Annotated in this window: 14 protein-coding genes; 9 read left to right on the forward strand and 5 right to left on the reverse strand. The window is 63.7% G+C overall.

Annotated features, from left to right (window positions below; all coding sequences use genetic code 11):
* Positions 1–171: 171 nt before the first annotated feature.
* From LB532_RS15150 to LB532_RS15180, 7 genes are all read left to right on the forward strand, one after another.
* Positions 172–975: a DeoR/GlpR family DNA-binding transcription regulator gene (locus LB532_RS15150; RefSeq protein ID WP_140496559.1), complete on the forward strand. Its 804-nt coding sequence runs from the start codon at positions 172–174 to the stop codon at positions 973–975.
* A gap of 57 nt (positions 976–1,032) precedes the next feature.
* Positions 1,033–2,028 carry a rhamnose ABC transporter substrate-binding protein gene (rhaS, locus tag LB532_RS15155; protein ID WP_095775218.1) on the forward strand — a complete coding sequence of 332 codons (996 nt, stop codon included), beginning with the start codon at positions 1,033–1,035 and terminating at the stop codon, positions 2,026–2,028.
* A gap of 81 nt (positions 2,029–2,109) precedes the next feature.
* Complete coding sequence (locus LB532_RS15160) at positions 2,110–3,651, forward strand: sugar ABC transporter ATP-binding protein (RefSeq protein WP_140639890.1); 1,542 nt, start codon at positions 2,110–2,112, stop codon at positions 3,649–3,651.
* The gene (locus LB532_RS15165; protein ID WP_140639891.1) at positions 3,648–4,625 is read left to right on the forward strand and encodes an ABC transporter permease; all 978 of its coding nucleotides are present in this window, start codon (positions 3,648–3,650) and stop codon (positions 4,623–4,625) included. The genes LB532_RS15160 and LB532_RS15165 overlap by 4 nt, the downstream gene beginning before the upstream one ends.
* Positions 4,622–5,617 (forward strand): ABC transporter permease, encoded by a 996-nt coding sequence (locus LB532_RS15170; RefSeq protein WP_140639892.1) that lies wholly within the window; start codon positions 4,622–4,624, stop codon positions 5,615–5,617. The genes LB532_RS15165 and LB532_RS15170 overlap by 4 nt, the downstream gene beginning before the upstream one ends.
* Positions 5,617–5,934 carry an L-rhamnose mutarotase gene (gene rhaM, locus LB532_RS15175; protein WP_140639893.1) on the forward strand — a complete coding sequence of 106 codons (318 nt, stop codon included), beginning with the start codon at positions 5,617–5,619 and terminating at the stop codon, positions 5,932–5,934. The genes LB532_RS15170 and rhaM overlap by 1 nt, the downstream gene beginning before the upstream one ends.
* Positions 5,931–7,307, forward strand: coding sequence for an FGGY-family carbohydrate kinase (locus LB532_RS15180; RefSeq protein ID WP_140639894.1), 1,377 nt, complete (start codon positions 5,931–5,933; stop codon positions 7,305–7,307). Before rhaM ends, LB532_RS15180 begins: the two co-directional genes overlap by 4 nt.
* A gap of 16 nt (positions 7,308–7,323) precedes the next feature.
* On the opposite strand, the gene LB532_RS15185 is transcribed toward LB532_RS15180, so the two are convergent.
* Both LB532_RS15185 and galE read right to left on the reverse strand, forming a co-directional pair.
* Positions 7,324–8,574, reverse strand: a complete 1,251-nt coding sequence (locus LB532_RS15185; RefSeq protein WP_140639895.1) for a D-amino acid dehydrogenase — start codon at positions 8,572–8,574, stop codon at positions 7,324–7,326.
* A gap of 106 nt (positions 8,575–8,680) precedes the next feature.
* A complete protein-coding gene (gene galE, locus LB532_RS15190; protein ID WP_140639896.1) occupies positions 8,681–9,676 on the reverse strand; it encodes a UDP-glucose 4-epimerase GalE in 996 nt (331 codons plus the stop codon).
* 274 nt (positions 9,677–9,950) lie between these two features.
* Here galE and hemA point away from each other — a divergent pair, with 274 nt between their 5' ends.
* Entirely contained in the window at positions 9,951–11,228 is a 1,278-nt protein-coding gene (gene hemA, locus LB532_RS15195) for a 5-aminolevulinate synthase (protein WP_140639897.1), read from the forward strand.
* A 71-nt stretch (positions 11,229–11,299) separates the two neighbouring features.
* Here the strand turns inward: hemA and LB532_RS15200 are convergent, their stop codons facing one another.
* Complete coding sequence (locus LB532_RS15200; protein ID WP_140639898.1) at positions 11,300–12,466, reverse strand: pyridoxal phosphate-dependent aminotransferase; 1,167 nt, start codon at positions 12,464–12,466, stop codon at positions 11,300–11,302.
* A 110-nt stretch (positions 12,467–12,576) separates the two neighbouring features.
* The gene (gene mscL, locus LB532_RS15205; RefSeq protein WP_140639899.1) at positions 12,577–12,999 is read right to left on the reverse strand and encodes a large conductance mechanosensitive channel protein MscL; all 423 of its coding nucleotides are present in this window, start codon (positions 12,997–12,999) and stop codon (positions 12,577–12,579) included.
* Positions 13,000–13,239: 240 nt separating this feature from the next.
* Here mscL and LB532_RS15210 point away from each other — a divergent pair, with 240 nt between their 5' ends.
* Positions 13,240–16,746, forward strand: a complete 3,507-nt coding sequence (locus LB532_RS15210; protein WP_140639900.1) for a PAS domain-containing hybrid sensor histidine kinase/response regulator — start codon at positions 13,240–13,242, stop codon at positions 16,744–16,746.
* Positions 16,747–16,916: 170 nt separating this feature from the next.
* Here the strand turns inward: LB532_RS15210 and LB532_RS15215 are convergent, their stop codons facing one another.
* Positions 16,917–17,576 carry a response regulator transcription factor gene (locus LB532_RS15215; protein ID WP_140639901.1) on the reverse strand — a complete coding sequence of 220 codons (660 nt, stop codon included), beginning with the start codon at positions 17,574–17,576 and terminating at the stop codon, positions 16,917–16,919.
* Positions 17,577–17,580 lie beyond the last annotated feature (4 nt).

Raw genomic sequence — 17,580 nt, forward strand, 5'->3', positions numbered from 1 at the left:
AGCGCGGACGGTGCGCTCCTCTTTTCGTCGGGAATGTCTACGCAAGACGCCGGCTTTGTCAATCACAAACGATCAACATCAATCATATTGCACTGCACAATGAAATTATATGATCGGAAATGATTGACACTGCGCGATTTCTAATGCCAGATGGCCATGCAGGGAGGAACCATGCACGAAAAAGAGCGCCACAGGATCATTCTGTCCGCCGTCCAGGAAAAGCCTGTGGTGACGGTGCAGGAAATGGTCGACCTGACGGAGTCGTCCGAGGCGACGATCCGGCGCGATATCGCGGCCCTGCACGTGCAAAAGCGACTGCGCCGGGTGCGCGGCGGCGCCGAGGCGATCACGCCGCCACAGTTCATCGGCCTTGCCGGCCGGCCTTTTTCCGTCAACGAGACGCTCAATGCGGCGCAGAAGCGGGCGATAGCGCGGGAAGCGGTGGAGCTCTGCAAGGACGGCGAGCCGATCATCATCAACGGCGGCACCACCACCTTCCAGATGGTGCATTTCCTGACCGGCCGCCGCATGCCGATCTTCACCAATTCCTTCCCGATCGCCGAAAGCTTGCTCAAGCACTCCAAGAACACGGTGATGCTGTCCGGCGGCACCATCTATCGCGAGCAGAACATCATCCTGTCGCCGTTCGACAATGACGTGACGCGCAATTTCTATGCGCGCCGCATGTTCATGGGCGCCCAGGGGCTCGGGCCGCTCGGCCTGATGGAAGGCGACCCGCTGTTGATCCAGGCGGAACAGAAGCTGATCGACCAGGCCGACGAGCTGGTGGTGCTGGTCGATTCCTCGAAATTCCGCAAACGCTCCAGCCTGATCCTGTGCGGCCTCTCGCGCATCGCCACGGTCATCACCGATGACGGCATAGAGGACCGCGAGGCAAAGATGCTGGAGACAGCAGGGGTAACGCTGATCGTCGCCCGCAAGTCGGCAAAGGAAGAATCTTCGCTGCAAGCCTGAGATACCCTCACGCCCGCAGCGGCGATGGAATGCAACCGCTCAAGGGAGGAATATTCGATGAGCTTTCTGAAGAAACTGATGGTAACGGCGGCCTTTTCCGCCGCCATGTTCGTGAATGCCGCCTATGCCGAGAACGTCAAGATCGCGCTGGTGGTGAAGTCGCTCGGCAACGGCTTCTTCGACGCCGCCAACAAGGGCGCCGAAGAGGCGGCCAAGGAACTCGGCGACGTCGACATCATCTACACCGGCCCGACCAAGGCGACCGCCGAAGCGCAGATCGAAGTGGTCAATTCGCTGATTGCGCAAAAGGTCAACGCCATCGCCATCTCGGCCAATGACGCCGACGCGCTGGTGCCGGTGCTGAAGAAGGCCATGGAGCGCGGCATCACCGTCATCTCCTGGGATTCGGGCGTCGCCAAGGAAGGCCGCCAGCTTCACCTCAATCCGTCCGACACCGGCCTGATCGGCGAGACCATCATCAAGCTCGCCGCCGACTATTTGCCTGAGGGCGGCGACGTCGCCATCCTGTCGGCCTCCTCGACCGCGACCAACCAGAACGCCTGGATCGACGCGGCCAAGAAGGTGCTGCCGGAGAAATTCCCCAAGATCAAGCTCGTCGCCACCGTCTATGGCGATGACGACTCGGCCAAGAGCACCGACGAAGCCAAGGGCCTGCTGAAGTCCTATCCGAACCTCAAGGCGATCATCGCGCCGACCACCGTCGGCGTCGTTGCCGCCGCCCAGGTCGTCACCGATGAGAAGCTGATCGGCAAGGTCAACGTCACCGGTCTCGCTCTGCCGTCGGAGTTCAAGAAGTTCATCGACAACGGCGCTTCACAGGCCGTGGCTCTTTGGAACCCGATCGACCTTGGTTACTCCGCCGTCTACCTCGCCCACGATCTGGCGGTGAAGAAGGAAGAGGCCAAGCCCGGCGCGACGCTGTCGATCGGCCGCGTCGGCAAGGTCACGCTCGACGACACCAATTCGGCTGCGATGGCTCCGCCCTTCCAGTTCGACAAGACCAACATCGAGAAGTTCTCCAAGATCTACTGATCCGGAGCTTCAGGCTGACGCGGCGGGGTTCACGCCCCGCCGCAACTTCAAACGCACCTTGTTTCAGGGCTTGATACGATCATGGACACGACAGCCCAACACGGCACGGTGAAGGACGGGCCCCTGGCCTCCACGCCACGCCTGACGCTGTCCGGCATCTCGAAGAGCTTTCCCGGCGTGCGCGCGCTGCACAATGTCAGCCTGTCGCTTTATCCGGGCCAGGTGACGGCGCTGATCGGCGAGAACGGCGCCGGCAAGTCGACGCTGGTCAAGATCATGACCGGCATCTACCAGCCCGATGCGGGCACGATCAGCATAGACGGGCAGGACGTCACCCTGCCCAGCGCGCACGCCGCCTTCGGCCATGGCGTTACCGCCATCCATCAGGAAACCGTGCTGTTCGACGATCTGACGGTCGCCGAAAACATCTTTCTCGGCCACGCGCCGCGCACCCGCTTTGGCACCATCGACTGGCGCACCATGCGCAGAAATGCGCGCGAAGTGCTCGACACGATGCATGCCGGCCATATCGACGCCGACGCAAGGCTGAAGGACCTCGGCATCGCCAACAAGCATCTTGTCGCCGTGGCGCGGGCCATGTCGATCGACGCGCGGATCGTCATCATGGACGAACCGACGGCCGCCCTTTCGATGAAGGAGATCGAAGAGCTCTTTTTGCTGATCGAGTTCCTCAAGAGCGAAGGCAAGGCGATCCTGTTCATCAGCCACAAGTTCGACGAGATTTACCGCATCGCCGACCGCTACACCGTGTTCCGCGACGGCGAGATGGTCGGCGAAGGGCTGATCAAGGATGCCGCCCAGAGCCAGATCGTGCGCATGATGGTGGGCCGTGCGGTCGACCACATCTTTCCGCAGCGCAAGGCCGAGATCGGCGCGCCGGTGCTGTCGATCTCCGGCCTGTCGCACCCCACCGAATTCAACGACATCGGTTTCGAGCTGCACAAGGGCGAGATTCTCGGCTTCTACGGTCTTGTCGGCGCCGGCCGCAGCGAGGTGATGCAGGCGATTTCAGGCATCACCCGCACTTCGGGCGGCACGATCACGCTGGACGGCAAGTCGATCATTCCCAGATCAGCGGCGGATTCGATCGAGGCCGGCATCGTCTATGTGCCGGAGGAACGCGGCAAGCAAGGCGTGGTGATCGGCCTGCCCATCTTCCAGAATGTTTCTCTCCCGTCGCTGGCACGCACGTCCAAATCCGGCGTGCTGCGGCTGGCGGAGGAGTTTTCGCTCGCCCGCTCCTACACCGAGCGGCTCGACCTCAGGGCCTCCTCGCTCAGCCAGGATGTCGGCACGCTGTCGGGCGGCAACCAGCAGAAGGTGGTCATCGCCAAATGGCTGGCGACCACGCCCAAGGTCATCATCCTGGACGAGCCGACCAAGGGCATCGACATCGGCTCCAAGGCCGCCGTGCATGGCTTCATGGCCGAGCTGGTGGCGCAAGGCCTGTCGGTGATCATGGTGTCTTCGGAGCTGCCCGAAATCCTCGGCATGTCCGACCGCGTCGTCGTCATGCGCGAGGGCCTCGTCGTGGCCGTCTACGACAACAAGGGACTGGACGCCGAGACGCTGGTCCGGACGGCGGCGGGGATTGCGGCATGAAGGCTTTGCTGAAATATCGCGAAATCTGGTTGCTGGCGGCCATTCTCGTGCTGATCGGGCTGATCTCGACGCGTTTTCCCGCCTTCGCCGACCCCGGCAATTTGCGCCAGGTGTTTAACGACACCTCGATCCTGATGATCCTGGCGCTCGGGCAGATGGTGGTCATCCTGACCCGTTCGATCGATCTGTCGATGGCGTCGAACCTCTGTTTCACCGGCATGGTGGTGGCGATGCTGAACGCCGCCCACCCGGCGATCCCGATCCCGCTGCTGATCGTCATCGCGCTGGTCGTCGGCCTCGTGCTCGGCGCCATCAACGGTCTCCTGGTGTGGCGGCTGAACATCCCCTCGATCGTGGTGACATTGGGTACGCTGACCATTTATCGCGGCGCCACCTTCGTCCTGTCCGGCGGCGCCTGGGTCAATGCCGACAAGATGAGCCCCGAGTTCATCGGCTTCCAACGCGCGTCCTTGCTCGGCATTCCGGTGCTGTCCTGGATCGCCATTCTGGTCATCGCGCTGTTCTTCATCCTGATGACACGCACCGCGCTCGGCCGCTCGATCTATGCCATCGGCGTCAATCCGACGGCGTCGGTCTATGCCGGTATCGATGTCGGGCGGACGAAATTCATCGTCTTCTGCATCTCCGGCATGATCGGCGGCCTTGCCGGTTATCTCTGGATCTCACGTTACGTGATCGCCTCGGTCGAGGTCGCCAATGGCTATGAGCTCAACATCATCGCCGCCTGCGTCATCGGCGGCATCTCGATTGCCGGCGGCATCGGTTCGGTCGGGGGCGCGGTGTTGGGGGCGCTGTTTCTCGGCATCATCTCCAACGCGCTGCCGGTCATCAACATCTCGCCCTTCTGGCAGATGGCTATTTCGGGCAGCGCCATAATCCTCGCCGTCGTGCTCAACGCGCGCGGCGAACGCCAGCAGGGCCGCGTCATCCTGAGAAAGGCGGAAGCGGCATGACCGATGTCCCAGTCCCGCGCCATATTCCGGACCGGCTCGACAAGCCGTTTCATTCGGCGATCTTTTCCTGGGAAGCGCTGCTGGTCGTGGTGGCACTCGCCATCTTTGCCATCAACAGCTTCGCCTCGCCCTATTTCCTCGACCCCTATTCGCTGTCGGACCTGACTTTCAACTTCACCGAGAAGGGTTTGATCGCCTTTGCGATGGCGCTGCTGATCATTTCGGGCGAGATCGACCTGTCGGTCGCCGCCATCATCGCGCTGGCCTCGACCATGATGGGCATGGCGGTGCAGGCCGGCGCCGGTACGCCGGTGCTGGTGGCGATCGGCATCGTCGTCGGGCTCGGCTGCGGCGCCTTCAACGGCCTGCTGGTCACGAGGCTTGGCCTGCCTTCGATCGTCGTCACCATCGGCACGATGAGCCTGTTTCGCGGCATCGCCTTCATCATCCTCGGCGACCAGGCCTACAAGGGTTATCCCGAGAGCTTCGCCTTCTTCGGCCAGGGTTATGTCTGGTGGGTAGTGTCGTTCGAGCTGGTGCTCTTCCTCATCGCCGCCGTCGCCTACTGGTTCGCGCTGCACCGCACGAGTTTCGGCCGGCGCGTCTTCGCCATCGGCAACAATCCGCTCGCGGCACAGTTTTCCGGCGTACGTGCCGGCCGCATCAAATTCATCCTGTTCTGCCTGACCGGGCTGATGTCCGGCATCGCCTCTGTGCTGATCACCTCCCGGCTCGGTTCGACCCGGCCGTCGATCGCACAGGGCTATGAGCTGGAAGTCATCACCATGGTGGTGCTTGGCGGCGTCAGCATCCTTGGCGGCGCCGGCAGCATTGTCGGCGTCGTGCTCGCCGCCTTCATCATGGGGCTGGTGACCTTCGGGCTCGGCCTGCTCAATGTGCCCGGCATCGTGATGTCGATCTTCATCGGCCTGCTCCTGATCATCGTCATCGCGCTGCCGATCGTCTGGCGGCGGCTGCGCGGGGGACGCTGATGGCCGAAAAATACGCGTTCAAGATGATGCTCAAGCCCGGCATGAAGGCGGAATACAAGAAGCGTCACGACGAGATATGGCCATCGCTGGTGGCGCTGCTGAAGCAGGCCGGGGTTTGCGACTATTCCATCCATCTCGACGAGGAGACCAACATCCTGTTCGGCGTGCTGTGGCGGCAGGACGACCATGGCATGGCCGACCTGCCGAAGCATACGGTGATGCAGCGCTGGTGGGCAGACATGGCCGGCCTCATGGAGACCAAGCCTGACAATGAGCCGGTGGCCGTGCCCCTGGAAACCATGTTCCACATGGCATGAGTGCCCCGCGCCACATCGCCGTCATCGACATCGGCAAGACCAACGCCAAGGTGGCGCTGGTCGACCTAGCCACGCTGCGCGAGGTCGCGCTGCGCCGAATGGCGAACGCGCCGCTGCGGCAAGCTCCCTACCCGCATCACGACGTCGAGGCGCTGTGGGCCTTCATCCTCGGCAGTCTTGCCGATCTCAACCGCGAACAGACCATCGACGCCGTTTCGATCACCACGCATGGCGCGACGGGCGCTCTGGTAGAGGCCGCCGGCGAACTGGTGTTGCCAGTGCTCGACTACGAATTCGACGGCCCCGAGGAACTCGCGACCGAGTATGACGCGATCCGCCCGCCCTTCGCTGAAACCGGCACGCCGCGGCTGCCGCTCGGCCTCAATCTCGGCGCGCAATTCTTCTGGCAGCAGAAGCGCTTTCCGACGGAATTCGCCAGGGCAACGACGATGTTGATGTATCCGCAATATTGGGCGCTGCGGCTGACCGGCATCGCCGCCAACGAGGTGACCTCGCTCGGCTGCCACACCGATCTGTGGAACCCGTGGAAAGCGGATTTTTCGGCAATGATCGACCGCCTCGGTTGGCGCGCGTTGATGGCGCCGGTGCGGCCGGCAAGGGACCGGCTCGGCCCGCTCCTGCCGGCGCTTGCCGAGCGAACGGGGCTCGATCCGCGGACGCCTGTGTTCTGCGGCCTACACGATTCCAACGCCTCGCTGTTGCCACATCTTCTCGCGGACGCGCCGCCTTTCAGCGTCGTCTCGACCGGCACCTGGGTGGTGTCGATGGCGGTCAGCGGTAGATCGGTGGCGCTCGACCCGGCGCGCGATACGCTGGTCAACGTCAACGCGCTGGGCGATCCCGTGCCATCGGCGCGCTTCATGGGGGGCAGGGAATTTTCCATACTGACGGAAGATCAGCCGGAGAACTGGACCGAAGACGATGTCGGTGCCGTGCTGGCAAAAAGGACGCTGCTGCTGCCGTCGATGCAGCAGGGGTCGGGACCGTTCCCGCATCATGCGGCGGCGTGGCTCAACGCCGACGGCATGAACAGCGGCCAGCGCTTTGCCGCCATTTCTTTTTATCTGGCGCTGATGACGGCGACCTGCCTCGATCTGATCAGCGCCGGCGGCCCGACCATTGTCGAAGGCCCTTTCGCCCGCAACCGGCTGTTTGTCGGCATGCTGGCGGCGGCGACCGACAGAAGCGTCGTCGCCTCCGAAGCCGCGACCGGCACCAGCATCGGCGCCGCATTGCTGGCATCGGACCAGGCAAAGGCGCATGGCAAGGGCTCGAGACAAGAACCGCCCGCCGACCCCGCCTGGACGGATTATGCAAGCACCTGGCGCGCGGCAGTCGAAAGGCGGGACTGACTACGGATCCGCTCGCCTAATTTTCATAGACCAGCCCTTGCGGATCGATTTCGGGCTTGCGGCCGGCGACGAGGTCGGCGAGGAATTTGCCCGAACCGCAGGCCATGGTCCAGCCGACATGGCCGTGGCCGGTGTCGAGATAGAGATTTTTGTAGCGGGCCCGGCCGATGACCGGCACGGAATTAGGCATCATCGGCCGCAGGCCCGCCCAGAACACAGCCTTCTTCTCGTCGAACGCGCCCGGGAAAAGATCCTTGCCGGTGCTGATGATGGTGTTGAAGTCAGCGGGCTTGAAGCTTCGGTCAAAGCCGGTGAACTCGGCCGTCGAGGACATCCGCAAGCGGTTGCCCAGCCTGGAATAGCCAATCAGCCGGTCCTCGTCGGCGCCGCCCATGGTCGGCCCCTTGCTTTCATCCTCCAGGGGAATCGTCGCGGTATAGCCTTTCACCGGATAGACCGGCAGGTCGATGCCGTAGCGGCGAGCGAGCAGGCCGCTTTCCGGGCCCATTGCGATAACAACCGCATCGCCGGCCACCGGACCTGACGAGGTGATGACGGCCCGTACCCTGTCGCCTTCGATATCGAAGCCTTCGACCGTGGTGCCGAACCGGAACTCGACACCAAGCTTCTCGGCCGCGTAGGCGGCGAGCCTGTCGACAAACAGTTTGGAATCGCCGGTCTGGTCAGTGGGCGAATAAACCCCGCCGGCTATCTTGTCCTTCACCCCGGCAAGTCCCGGCTCCAGTTCGACCAGCCGGTCGCGTCCGACGATCTCGATCGGCAAGCCATGCTCGGCAAGATAGCGATAATTGTCGGTCCCGGTGTCGAGACTCTTCTGCGAGCGGAAGAAGTAGAGGATGCCCTTCTTGCGCTCGTCATAGTGGATGCCGATCGCCTCCGACAGCCCATTGATGCAGTCGCGCGAATAGAGCGCGAGCCGCAACTTGATGTCGGTGTTGGCGCGCAAGCGCGCCACCGTGCACTGGCGCAGGAAGCGCAGGCTCCAGGCGAGAAAATAGGGATCGAAGCGCAGCCGCACCTTGATGCCGAGATCGTGGTTGTAGAGCCCGCGCAGGAAAGTCTTCAGCGCCGCCGGGGAAGCCCAGGCGGTGGCATCGCCCGGCGACACCAGCCCGGCATTCGACTGGCTGGTGCCTCGCGCCGGCGCCGGATGACGCTCGATGACGGTGACCTCATGGCCGTCGCCGGCCAGATAGTAGGCCGCCGCCGTGCCGACGACGCCGGCCCCGAGCACCGTTATCTTCATGTCGTCCCCCCAAAAAAGGTCGAACCGGGCAGCGCGCTTTCGCGCCTCCGCGAACGCCTTCCATAACGCTTCCCGGAATGGCTTGCGAGCCCTTGGGAAAACCCGCTCAGCCGCGTGCGGAATTCTTCCCCGTCAGGATACGCTCCCAGGCGAGCGCGTCTGCAACGATCTGGTCGAGGTCGTCGCGCTGCGGTGTCCAGCCGAGTTCCGTCCGCGCGAGATCGGAATTGGCAACCACCGCGGCGGCGTCACCGGGGCGGCGCTCGCCCGTCCTGACCTCGAAATCATGGCCGAAGGCGCGGCGCACGCTCTCGATCACCTCCAGCACCGAATAACCGTGGCTGTAGCCGCAATTGGCGACCAGGCTTGTGCCCCCGGCGCGCAGCCGCTCAAGGGCCAGGCGATGCGCCGCGGCCAGGTCGCTGACATGGATATAATCGCGCATGCAGGTGCCGTCCGGCGTCGGGTAATCGGTGCCGTACACCTGCATGAACGGCCGCTTGCCGAGCGCCGTCTCGCAGGCGACCTTGATCAGATGCGTGGCGCCAGGCGTCGACTGGCCGGTGCGCCCCTTGGGATCGGCGCCCGCGACGTTGAAATAGCGCAGCGCCGTATAGCGCAGGCCATGCGCGATGGCCGCATCGCGCAGCATCCATTCGCTCATCAGCTTGGAGAGGCCGTAGGGCGATTCCGGCGCCAGGCGGGCATCCTCGCGCACCGGTTCCAGCCCAGCGCCGCCATAGACGGCGGCGGTCGAGGAGAAGATGAAGTTCGGCACGCCCTGGCGCACCGCCGTTTCGATCAGCGTGCGCGTCTTGCAGGTGTTGTTCTCGTAGTAGCCGAGCGGATCGGCGACGGACTCGGGAACGACGATCGAGCCGGCGAAATGGATGATCGCATCGACATTGTTGTCGCGGATGATGGAGCCGACCAATTCCTTGTCGGCGACGTCGCCGACGACCAGCTTTGCCTCCGGTGCCACCGCCCATTCGAAACCGGTCGAAAGCCGGTCGAGAACGACCACGCTTTCGCCCGCATCCAGCAATTCCCAGACCATATGGCTGCCGATATAGCCGGCGCCGCCCGTCACCAAAACCGTCATTCCGCGTCCTCGCATTCAAGATCTATCGGAAACTGTCTCAACAACCGCTCTACTGGAAAGCCCGCCCTATGACCAATAAAACCCTGCGTAACCGACTTGGCCGGCATATGGCATCATGTCGAAACAAAAGCGCCCTACAGCCCGGTGTTGCCAGGAAATAGGCCATGATCCGCCCTCGTTAGGAAGGTGCGGGGCGTGGCATTTTGACCAAAACGGGCCGGTGGACGGCCAATCGGGCAATGATTATGATCCAGCGCAAAACTGGGAAGCCGACATGAATTATCAGCGGTTCTTCGAGGACGCGATCGACCAGCTCCATGCGGAACGACGCTATCGCGTCTTTGCCGACCTTGAGCGCATAGCGGGCAAATTTCCGCGTGCCATCTGGCGCGCCAACGGCCGCGCTGAGGAAATCACCGTCTGGTGCTCCAACGACTATCTCGGCATGGGCCAGCACCCGGATGTCATCGCAGCGTTCCAGAACGCGGCGGGCCGGATGGGTTCGGGCGCCGGCGGCACCCGCAACATCTCCGGTACCAGCAATCCGCTGGTCGAACTCGAGCATGAGCTCGCCGACCTGCACGACAAGGAATCCGCGCTGGTCTTCACCTCCGGTTTTGTCTCCAACGAGGCCTCGATCTCGACCATCGCGCGGCTTTTGCCCAACTGCCTGATCATTTCGGACGAGCTCAACCATGCCTCGATGATCGAAGGCGTGCGGCGCTCGGGCGCGGAAAAGAAGATTTTTCGCCACAACGATGTCGCGCATCTGGAAAGCCTGCTGCAGGCAGCGGGCCGCGAACGCGCCAAGCTGATCGTGTTCGAGAGCGTCTATTCGATGGATGGCGATATCGCGCCGATCAGAGAGATCGTCGACCTCGCCGAGCGCTATAACGCCATGACCTATATCGACGAGGTCCACGCCGTGGGCATGTATGGTCCGCGCGGCGGCGGCATCACCGAGCGGGAAGGCCTCGCCGACCGCATCGACATCATCGAGGGCACGCTGGCCAAGGCTTTCGGCACGCTGGGCGGCTACATCACCGGCACCAGCGCTGTCATCGACGCCGTGCGCTCCTATGCGCCGGGCTTCATCTTCACCACCGCGCTGCCGCCGGCCATCGCCGCCGCTGCCACCACCTCGATCCGTCATCTCAAGCGCTCGCAGGCCGAGCGTAACGCCCAGCAGCAGCAGGCGACGCGGACCAAGCAGATCCTCTCCGCCGCCGGCCTGCCGGTGATGGAATCGGCGACCCACATCGTGCCAGTGCTGGTTGGCGACCCCGAGCTTTGCAAGATGGCGAGCGACCGGCTACTTGGCGTGCACGGCATCTACATCCAGCCGATCAACTATCCGACCGTGCCGCGCGGCACGGAGCGGCTGCGCATCACGCCGACGCCGTTCCATTCGGATGCGCTGATCGCCGAGCTGCAGGACGCCCTGGTCGAGACCTGGGACGCGCTCGGCATTTCCTATGGTTCAGCAGGACGACCTTCCGTGGCCAAGACCGACCGGATCATTCCCTTGCTGGTGCCCAAGTCAGGCGGCTGAAGCCGTTTGAACTCCACTCCGGCGGCCATCTGGGGCGCCGGAGCGACTTTCAATTCGGGCTTCGTCAACTCTCAAACAGCCGTCATCCACTTCGCAAGCCTGTGCGCCGCCTCCTCGAGCTGGTCGAGGCGGCGGTGGAAGCACAGCCTGAGGAAGGCTTCGCCGCCCGGGCCGAAGGCCGTGCCCGGCGCCAGGCCGACATTGGCCTTGTCGACGATCTCGAAGGCGGCGCTGCGCGAATCGGTAATGCCGTCGACCCTGAAGAACAGGTAGAAAGCACCTTGCGGCACGGTGAACCGAGCGCGGTCGGTGGCGCCGAGAATGCCGCAGACCAGATCGCGCGCCTTCCTAGCCCTCTCCACCTGTTCGGCGACGAAGACATCGCCTTCATCGAGCGCCGCGACCGCGCCGCGCTGCATGAACTGGGCGACACCTGAATTCGAATACTGGATCAGGTTCTCGAACACCTGCTGCAAACTCGGATGGGTTTTGATCCATCCGACGCGCCAGCCGGTCATCGCCCAGTTCTTGGAGAAGCTGTTGACGAACAGGATGCGGTCCTCTCCGGTCGCGATGTCGAGGAAGGACGGCGCGCGGCCTTGGCCATAGTGGAACAGCGAATAGATCTCGTCGGCGATGATCCAAAGGCCATTTGCCCGGGCGAGATCGAGAATGGCGCGCAAAGTCTCGTGGTCGGCGGTCCAGCCGGTCGGGTTGGACGGCGTGTTGATGAACAGCGCCCTGGTCCTGGGCGTGATGGCGGCCGCGATCTTCTCGACATCGCACGACCAGCCATTGCCGGATTGATCGAGCGTGACCGGCACCGGCACGGCCCCGGCGATGGCGGCGGCGGCGTCGAAATTCGGCCAGGCGGGCGACAGATAGATCACCTCGTCGCCGGCACCGGCGAGCGCGTCGAGCGCAAGCTGGATCGCATGCATGCCCGAGCCGGTGACGATGAATTCGTCCTCGGCGAAGTGTTTGCCGAAATGCCTCTGGTAATAGCGGGCGAGCGCCTGCCTCAGATCGGGGATGCCCCTCTGCCAGGTGTAGAACGTCTCGCCACCGGCCAGCGCTTTCGACGCGGCATCGGTGATGAAGGCGGGTGTCGGCAGATCGCCCTCGCCGGCCCAGAGCGGGATCAAACCGTCGCGCAGCCTACCATAGTTGACGACGGCGACGATGCCGCTTTCAGGCGCAGCCAGGGCCTCGGGGCGCAGGTTCTGGATCAGGGTCATGGGCAGGTCCGTTCCAATAGGGATAGCGTGCCGGCTGTTCTACTACGGGCGAAAGCAAAAAACCCCGGCCGAGAACGACCGGGGTTTTGGTCCAGAAGAACCTGATGCCTCTATCTCCTGGCGAGCAGATCGCGGATTTCGGTCAGAAGCTGCACATCGGCAGGCGGCGGCGCGGCGGCAGGCGCGGGCTTTTCGCGTTCCAGGCGCCTGCGCAGATTGTTCACGGCCTTGACCATCAGGAATACTATGAATGCGAGGATGACGAAGTTCAGCACGACAGTGATGAAGCTGCCATAGGCGAAAACGGCGCCCTCTTTCTTCGCGTCGGCCAGAGCGGCCGAATGGACGGTCGAGGACAACCCAAAGAAATAGTTGTTGAAGTCCAGCCCGCCGAAAATCGCGCCCACGATCGGCATGATGATGTCGTTGACAAGGGAATCGACGATCTTGCCGAAAGCCGCGCCGATGATGACGCCGACGGCCAAATCCATCACATTGCCCTTGGAAATAAATTCCTGGAATTCCTTCAGCATTCGACCCTCCTTGTCATGACCGGCCGCGCTGCCGCCTCACCACCGTTCTCCAGCGCCGGCCAAGCCCACAATAGCAAAAACCTCCGGTTGCAAAACCGGAAAAAGGGCCAAGGCACCGGTTTGTTTTTACCCGCATCATCAGACGTCCATGCGCCGAACGCCGCGATGGACTCAGCTTCCAAGCTGTGGTTGCGTGCGCGGTGAGCGGACGTCGAGCCGGCCAGGGAGGAAGCGCGAGCCGTGCAGGGCTTGTTCATCGTTGTCATCGCGATCGCTTATGTGACGCTTCTGTTCGCCATCGCCAGCCTTGGCGACCGCCGCTCGGCCAGCTCCGGGCCTGGACGGGCGCGCCCGTTCATCTACGCGCTCAGCCTGGCCATCTATTGCACCTCCTGGACCTTCTTCGGTTCTGTCGGCCTGTCTTCGGAGCGCGGCCTGGAATTCCTCGGCATCTACACCGGCCCGGTGCTGGTGTTCGTGTTCGGCTTTCCCTTGCTCAACCGCCTCGTGCGGCTGGCCAAGACAGAGAAGATCACCTCGATCGCCGACTTCCTCGGCGCGCGCTATGGCAAGAGCTTCACCGTGGCCGCGATCGCCACGCTGATCGCGACCATTGGCGCGGTGCCCTATATCGCGCTGCAGCTGAAGGCGATCTCCGGTTCCGTCAGCCTGATGGTCGAGCACTACACCGGCTCGCCGCCCTCGTTCGACCCCTTCGTCAGCGACATCTCGCTGGTGGTCGCCATGCTCCTGGCGCTGTTCGCGGTGCTGTTTGGCACACGCCATGCCGACGCCACCGAGCACCAGGACGGGCTGGTGCTTGCGGTGGCGGTCGAAACCGTGGTCAAGCTTGCCGCCTTTCTGGCGATCGGCCTGATGGTCACTTTCCTGGTCTTCGGCGGGCCCGGCGACATGTTCGGCAAGCTGGCCGAAAATGGCCAGGTGCGGCAGGCGATGGGCTATTCGACGTCGCTCGCCACCTGGCTGGTGCTGACCTGCCTGAGCGGCTTCGCCATCATCCTTCTGCCCCGGCAATTCTACGTCACCATCGTCGAGAACCGCAGCGAGGCGGAACTGCGCACCGCGACATGGGTGTTTCCGCTCTATCTGGTGGCGATTAACCTGTTCGTGCTGCCGATCGCCTTCGCCGGCCTGTCGCTGGTCGGCACGAAGACGAGCAGCGACCTATATGTGCTGTCGCTGCCCTTGTTCAGCGGTCACGATTTCCTGGCCATGGCTGCCTTCATCGGCGGCCTGTCCGCGGCAACCGCCATGGTCATCGTCGAGAGCGTGGCGCTGTCGATCATGATCTCCAACGACCTCATCATCCCGCTGTTCGTGCGGCGGCTGCTAAGGACGACGTCTTCCGAAAACGAGGACTGGTCGACGCTCATCCTCAACGTGCGGCGGGCATCGATCTTCATCATGCTTTTCATCGCGTTCCTCTACTACCGCGAGAGTACCGACAGCGCGCGGCTGTCGTCGATCGGCCTGATGTCGTTCGCGGCGATCGCGCAATTCGCGCCGGCGCTGATCGGCGGGCTGATCTGGCGCGGCGCCAATGGCAGGGGTGCGGCCCTCGGCATGGTCGCCGGCATCCTGATCTGGGGCTACACGCTGCTGTTGCCATCGCTCGTCGCGCCCGAGACCGGCATATTGGTGCACGGCCTGTTCGGCTTCGAGGCGCTGCGGCCGCAGGCGCTGTTCGGCACCGTCGCGGAGCCGTTGAACCACGGCGTGCTGTGGAGCCTGTCGATCAACGCACTGTTTTTCGTGCTGGGCTCGCTGTCGCGCGCCGCGGTGCCGCTGGAGCGCATCCAGGCGTCGATCTTCGTGCCGCGCGAGGCCGGGCCGATGCCCAGCCTGCGCCGCTTCCGCACCGCCGTCACCGTCAACGACCTGAAGGACACGATTGCGCGCTATCTCGGCGTGCAGCGGACCGAGCGGTCGTTCCAGTCCTTCGAAAAGACCACCAACGTCATCCTGCATGGCAATGAGCAGGCCAGCATGGACGTCATCCGCTTTTCCGAGCAGCTTCTGGCCAGTGCCGTCGGCTCTTCGTCGGCCCGGCTGATCCTGTCGCTGCTGTTTCGCCGCCACGACCGCGAATCCAGGGATGCCTTCCGGCTGCTCGACGACGCCACGGAAGCGTTGCAACACAATCGCGACCTGTTGCAGATCGCTCTCGACCAGATGGAACAGGGCATCACCGTCTTCGACCGGGATTTCCGGCTGATCTGCTGGAATCGCCAGTACCGCGAGCTGTTCGACCTGCCCGACGACATGGGCCAGGTCGGCGTCTCGCTCGACCAGATCCTGCGCCATCTGGCGGAGCGCGGCGATATCCCGACCGACCAGCGGGTGACGATGCTCAACCGGCTGACCAGCTTCGTCAGCCCCTGGCAGATGGAACTGAAGACCAGCGGCCGGATCCTGGAGCTGCGCTCCAACCCGATGCCGGACGGCGGCATCGTCGCCACCTATGCCGACATTTCCGGCCGCGTCGAGCAGGACCTGGCGCTGAAGCGGGCGAACGAGTCGCTGGAACAGCGGGTGAAGACCCGCACCATCGAACTGACCAGGGTCAACGAGGAGTTGACCCGGGTCAATGAGGAACTGGCACAGGCGCAGATGCTGGCCGAGGAAGCCAATCTGGGCAAGACGCGCTTCCTCGCCGCGGCCGGCCACGACATCCTGCAACCGCTCAACGCTGCCAGGCTCTACTGCTCGTCGCTGATCGAAAAGGCCGGCAAGGGCCCGGCCGGCAAGGCCGCGGTCAACATCGACTCCTCGCTGGAATCGGTCGAGACCATTCTGGGCGCCGTGCTCGACATTTCCCGCCTCGATGCCGGCGCCATGAAACCGGACGACACGGCCTTCAACCTCGACGGGCTGCTGCGCCAGATCGGCAACGATTTCCGGCCGCTTGCCGCGGAAAAGCAACTCAAGCTGACGATCATGCCCTCGTCGCTGACGGTGGTGACGGATCGCAACCTGTTGCGCCGCCTGATCCAGAACCTCGTTTCCAACGCCATCAAATACACGCGTCGCGGCCGCATCCTGGTTGGCGTGCGACGGCGTGGCGAACTGGCGGAAATCCAGGTAATCGACACTGGCATCGGCATTGCCGGCGACAAGCTGAACACGGTGTTTCGCGAATTCACCCGGCTGGACGAAGGCGCGCGCGAGGCCGAGGGTCTCGGTCTCGGCCTTTCGATCGTCGACCGCATCGCACGGGTGCTGAGGCTTGAGATCCGTATTTTCTCCAATCCGGGCAAGGGCACGCGCTTTTCCGTCATCCTGCCGGTGGCAGCCGTGGACGAACCGAAACGCGAGGTCGAAACCAGGGCGCCGGCCCGCGTGGCGGCGTCGCTGTCCGGGCTGAGCGTGCTCTGTATCGACAACGACGCCCGCATCCTTGAGGGCATGCGGCTGCTGCTCGAAGGCTGGGGCTGCGCCGTCGAGACCGTGTCCGGCACAAAGAACCTGGATATCGCGCTCCGCCGCCCGGACGTTGTCCTTGCCGACTATCACCTCGATGGCGAAACCGGCCTCGATGCCATCGTCAGGCTGCGAGCGATCCACGGCGACGACCTGCCCGCCGTGCTGGTCACCGCCGACCGCTCCAACGAGGTACGCACGGCAGCAGCCGGACTCGACATCCCGGTGATCAACAAGCCGCTCAAACCGGCCGTGCTGCGCTCGATGATGGCCAGGGTCAGGCCGCTGGCGCCGGCGGCGGAGTAGTTGTCAGATTTCATTTCATTTCGGCCCGCCGACGGCGCCCAGGCTTGGAGATAGGCGCAAAACATCTCGGCCATCGCATCATGGCGCCTATCTCTGCTGATGGGCGAGGCTTTTCCGAAAAACTGGTCGCCGGGTCGACATCCGAATAACCATCCGCCAGGCTCGGGCGCTCAGCTCACCGGCTGCAGCGGATCGCTGCCGATCTTGGACAGCAGGATCACCGCCTGGGTGCGGCTGTCGACGCCGAGCTTCTGTAGTACCGCCGAGACATGGGCCTTGATGGTCGCCTCGGAGACGCCGAGCTCGTAGGCGATCTGCTTGTTGAGAAGGCCTTCCGCCAGCATGCCGAGCACGCGGGTTTGCTGCGGCGTGAGCGCCTGCAGGCGCTTGATCAGGTCCGATATTTCGGGATCGCGCTCGACACCGAGATCGATGCCGGCAGGTGCGGCGATGTCGCCCGCAAGGACCGATCGCACGGCGTCGCGGATTTCCTCCATGCTGGCCGATTTGGAGATGAAACCGGACGCGCCGAGGTCGAGCGCGCGCCGGATGGTCGCCGGGTCGTCATGGGCGGAGACCACCACCAGCGGCGCCGCCGGATGGATGCCGCGCAGCGAGATCAGGCCGGAGAGGCCGCTTGCGCCCGGCATCGACAGGTCGAGCAGCACCAGATCGACATCCTCGTTGGCCACGAGTAGCGCCTTGGCGCTTTCGAAATCGCCGGCTTCGTGGATGGCGGCGACATTGCCAATGCCGGCAAGCGCTTCGCGCAGCGCACCGCGAAACAGCGGATGATCGTCGGCGATGACGAAAGAATAGCCTGACGGCAAATAT

The sequence above is a fragment of the Mesorhizobium sp. ESP-6-2 genome (assembly GCF_020164675.1).
In the GTDB taxonomy this organism is placed as follows: domain Bacteria; phylum Pseudomonadota; class Alphaproteobacteria; order Rhizobiales; family Rhizobiaceae; genus Mesorhizobium.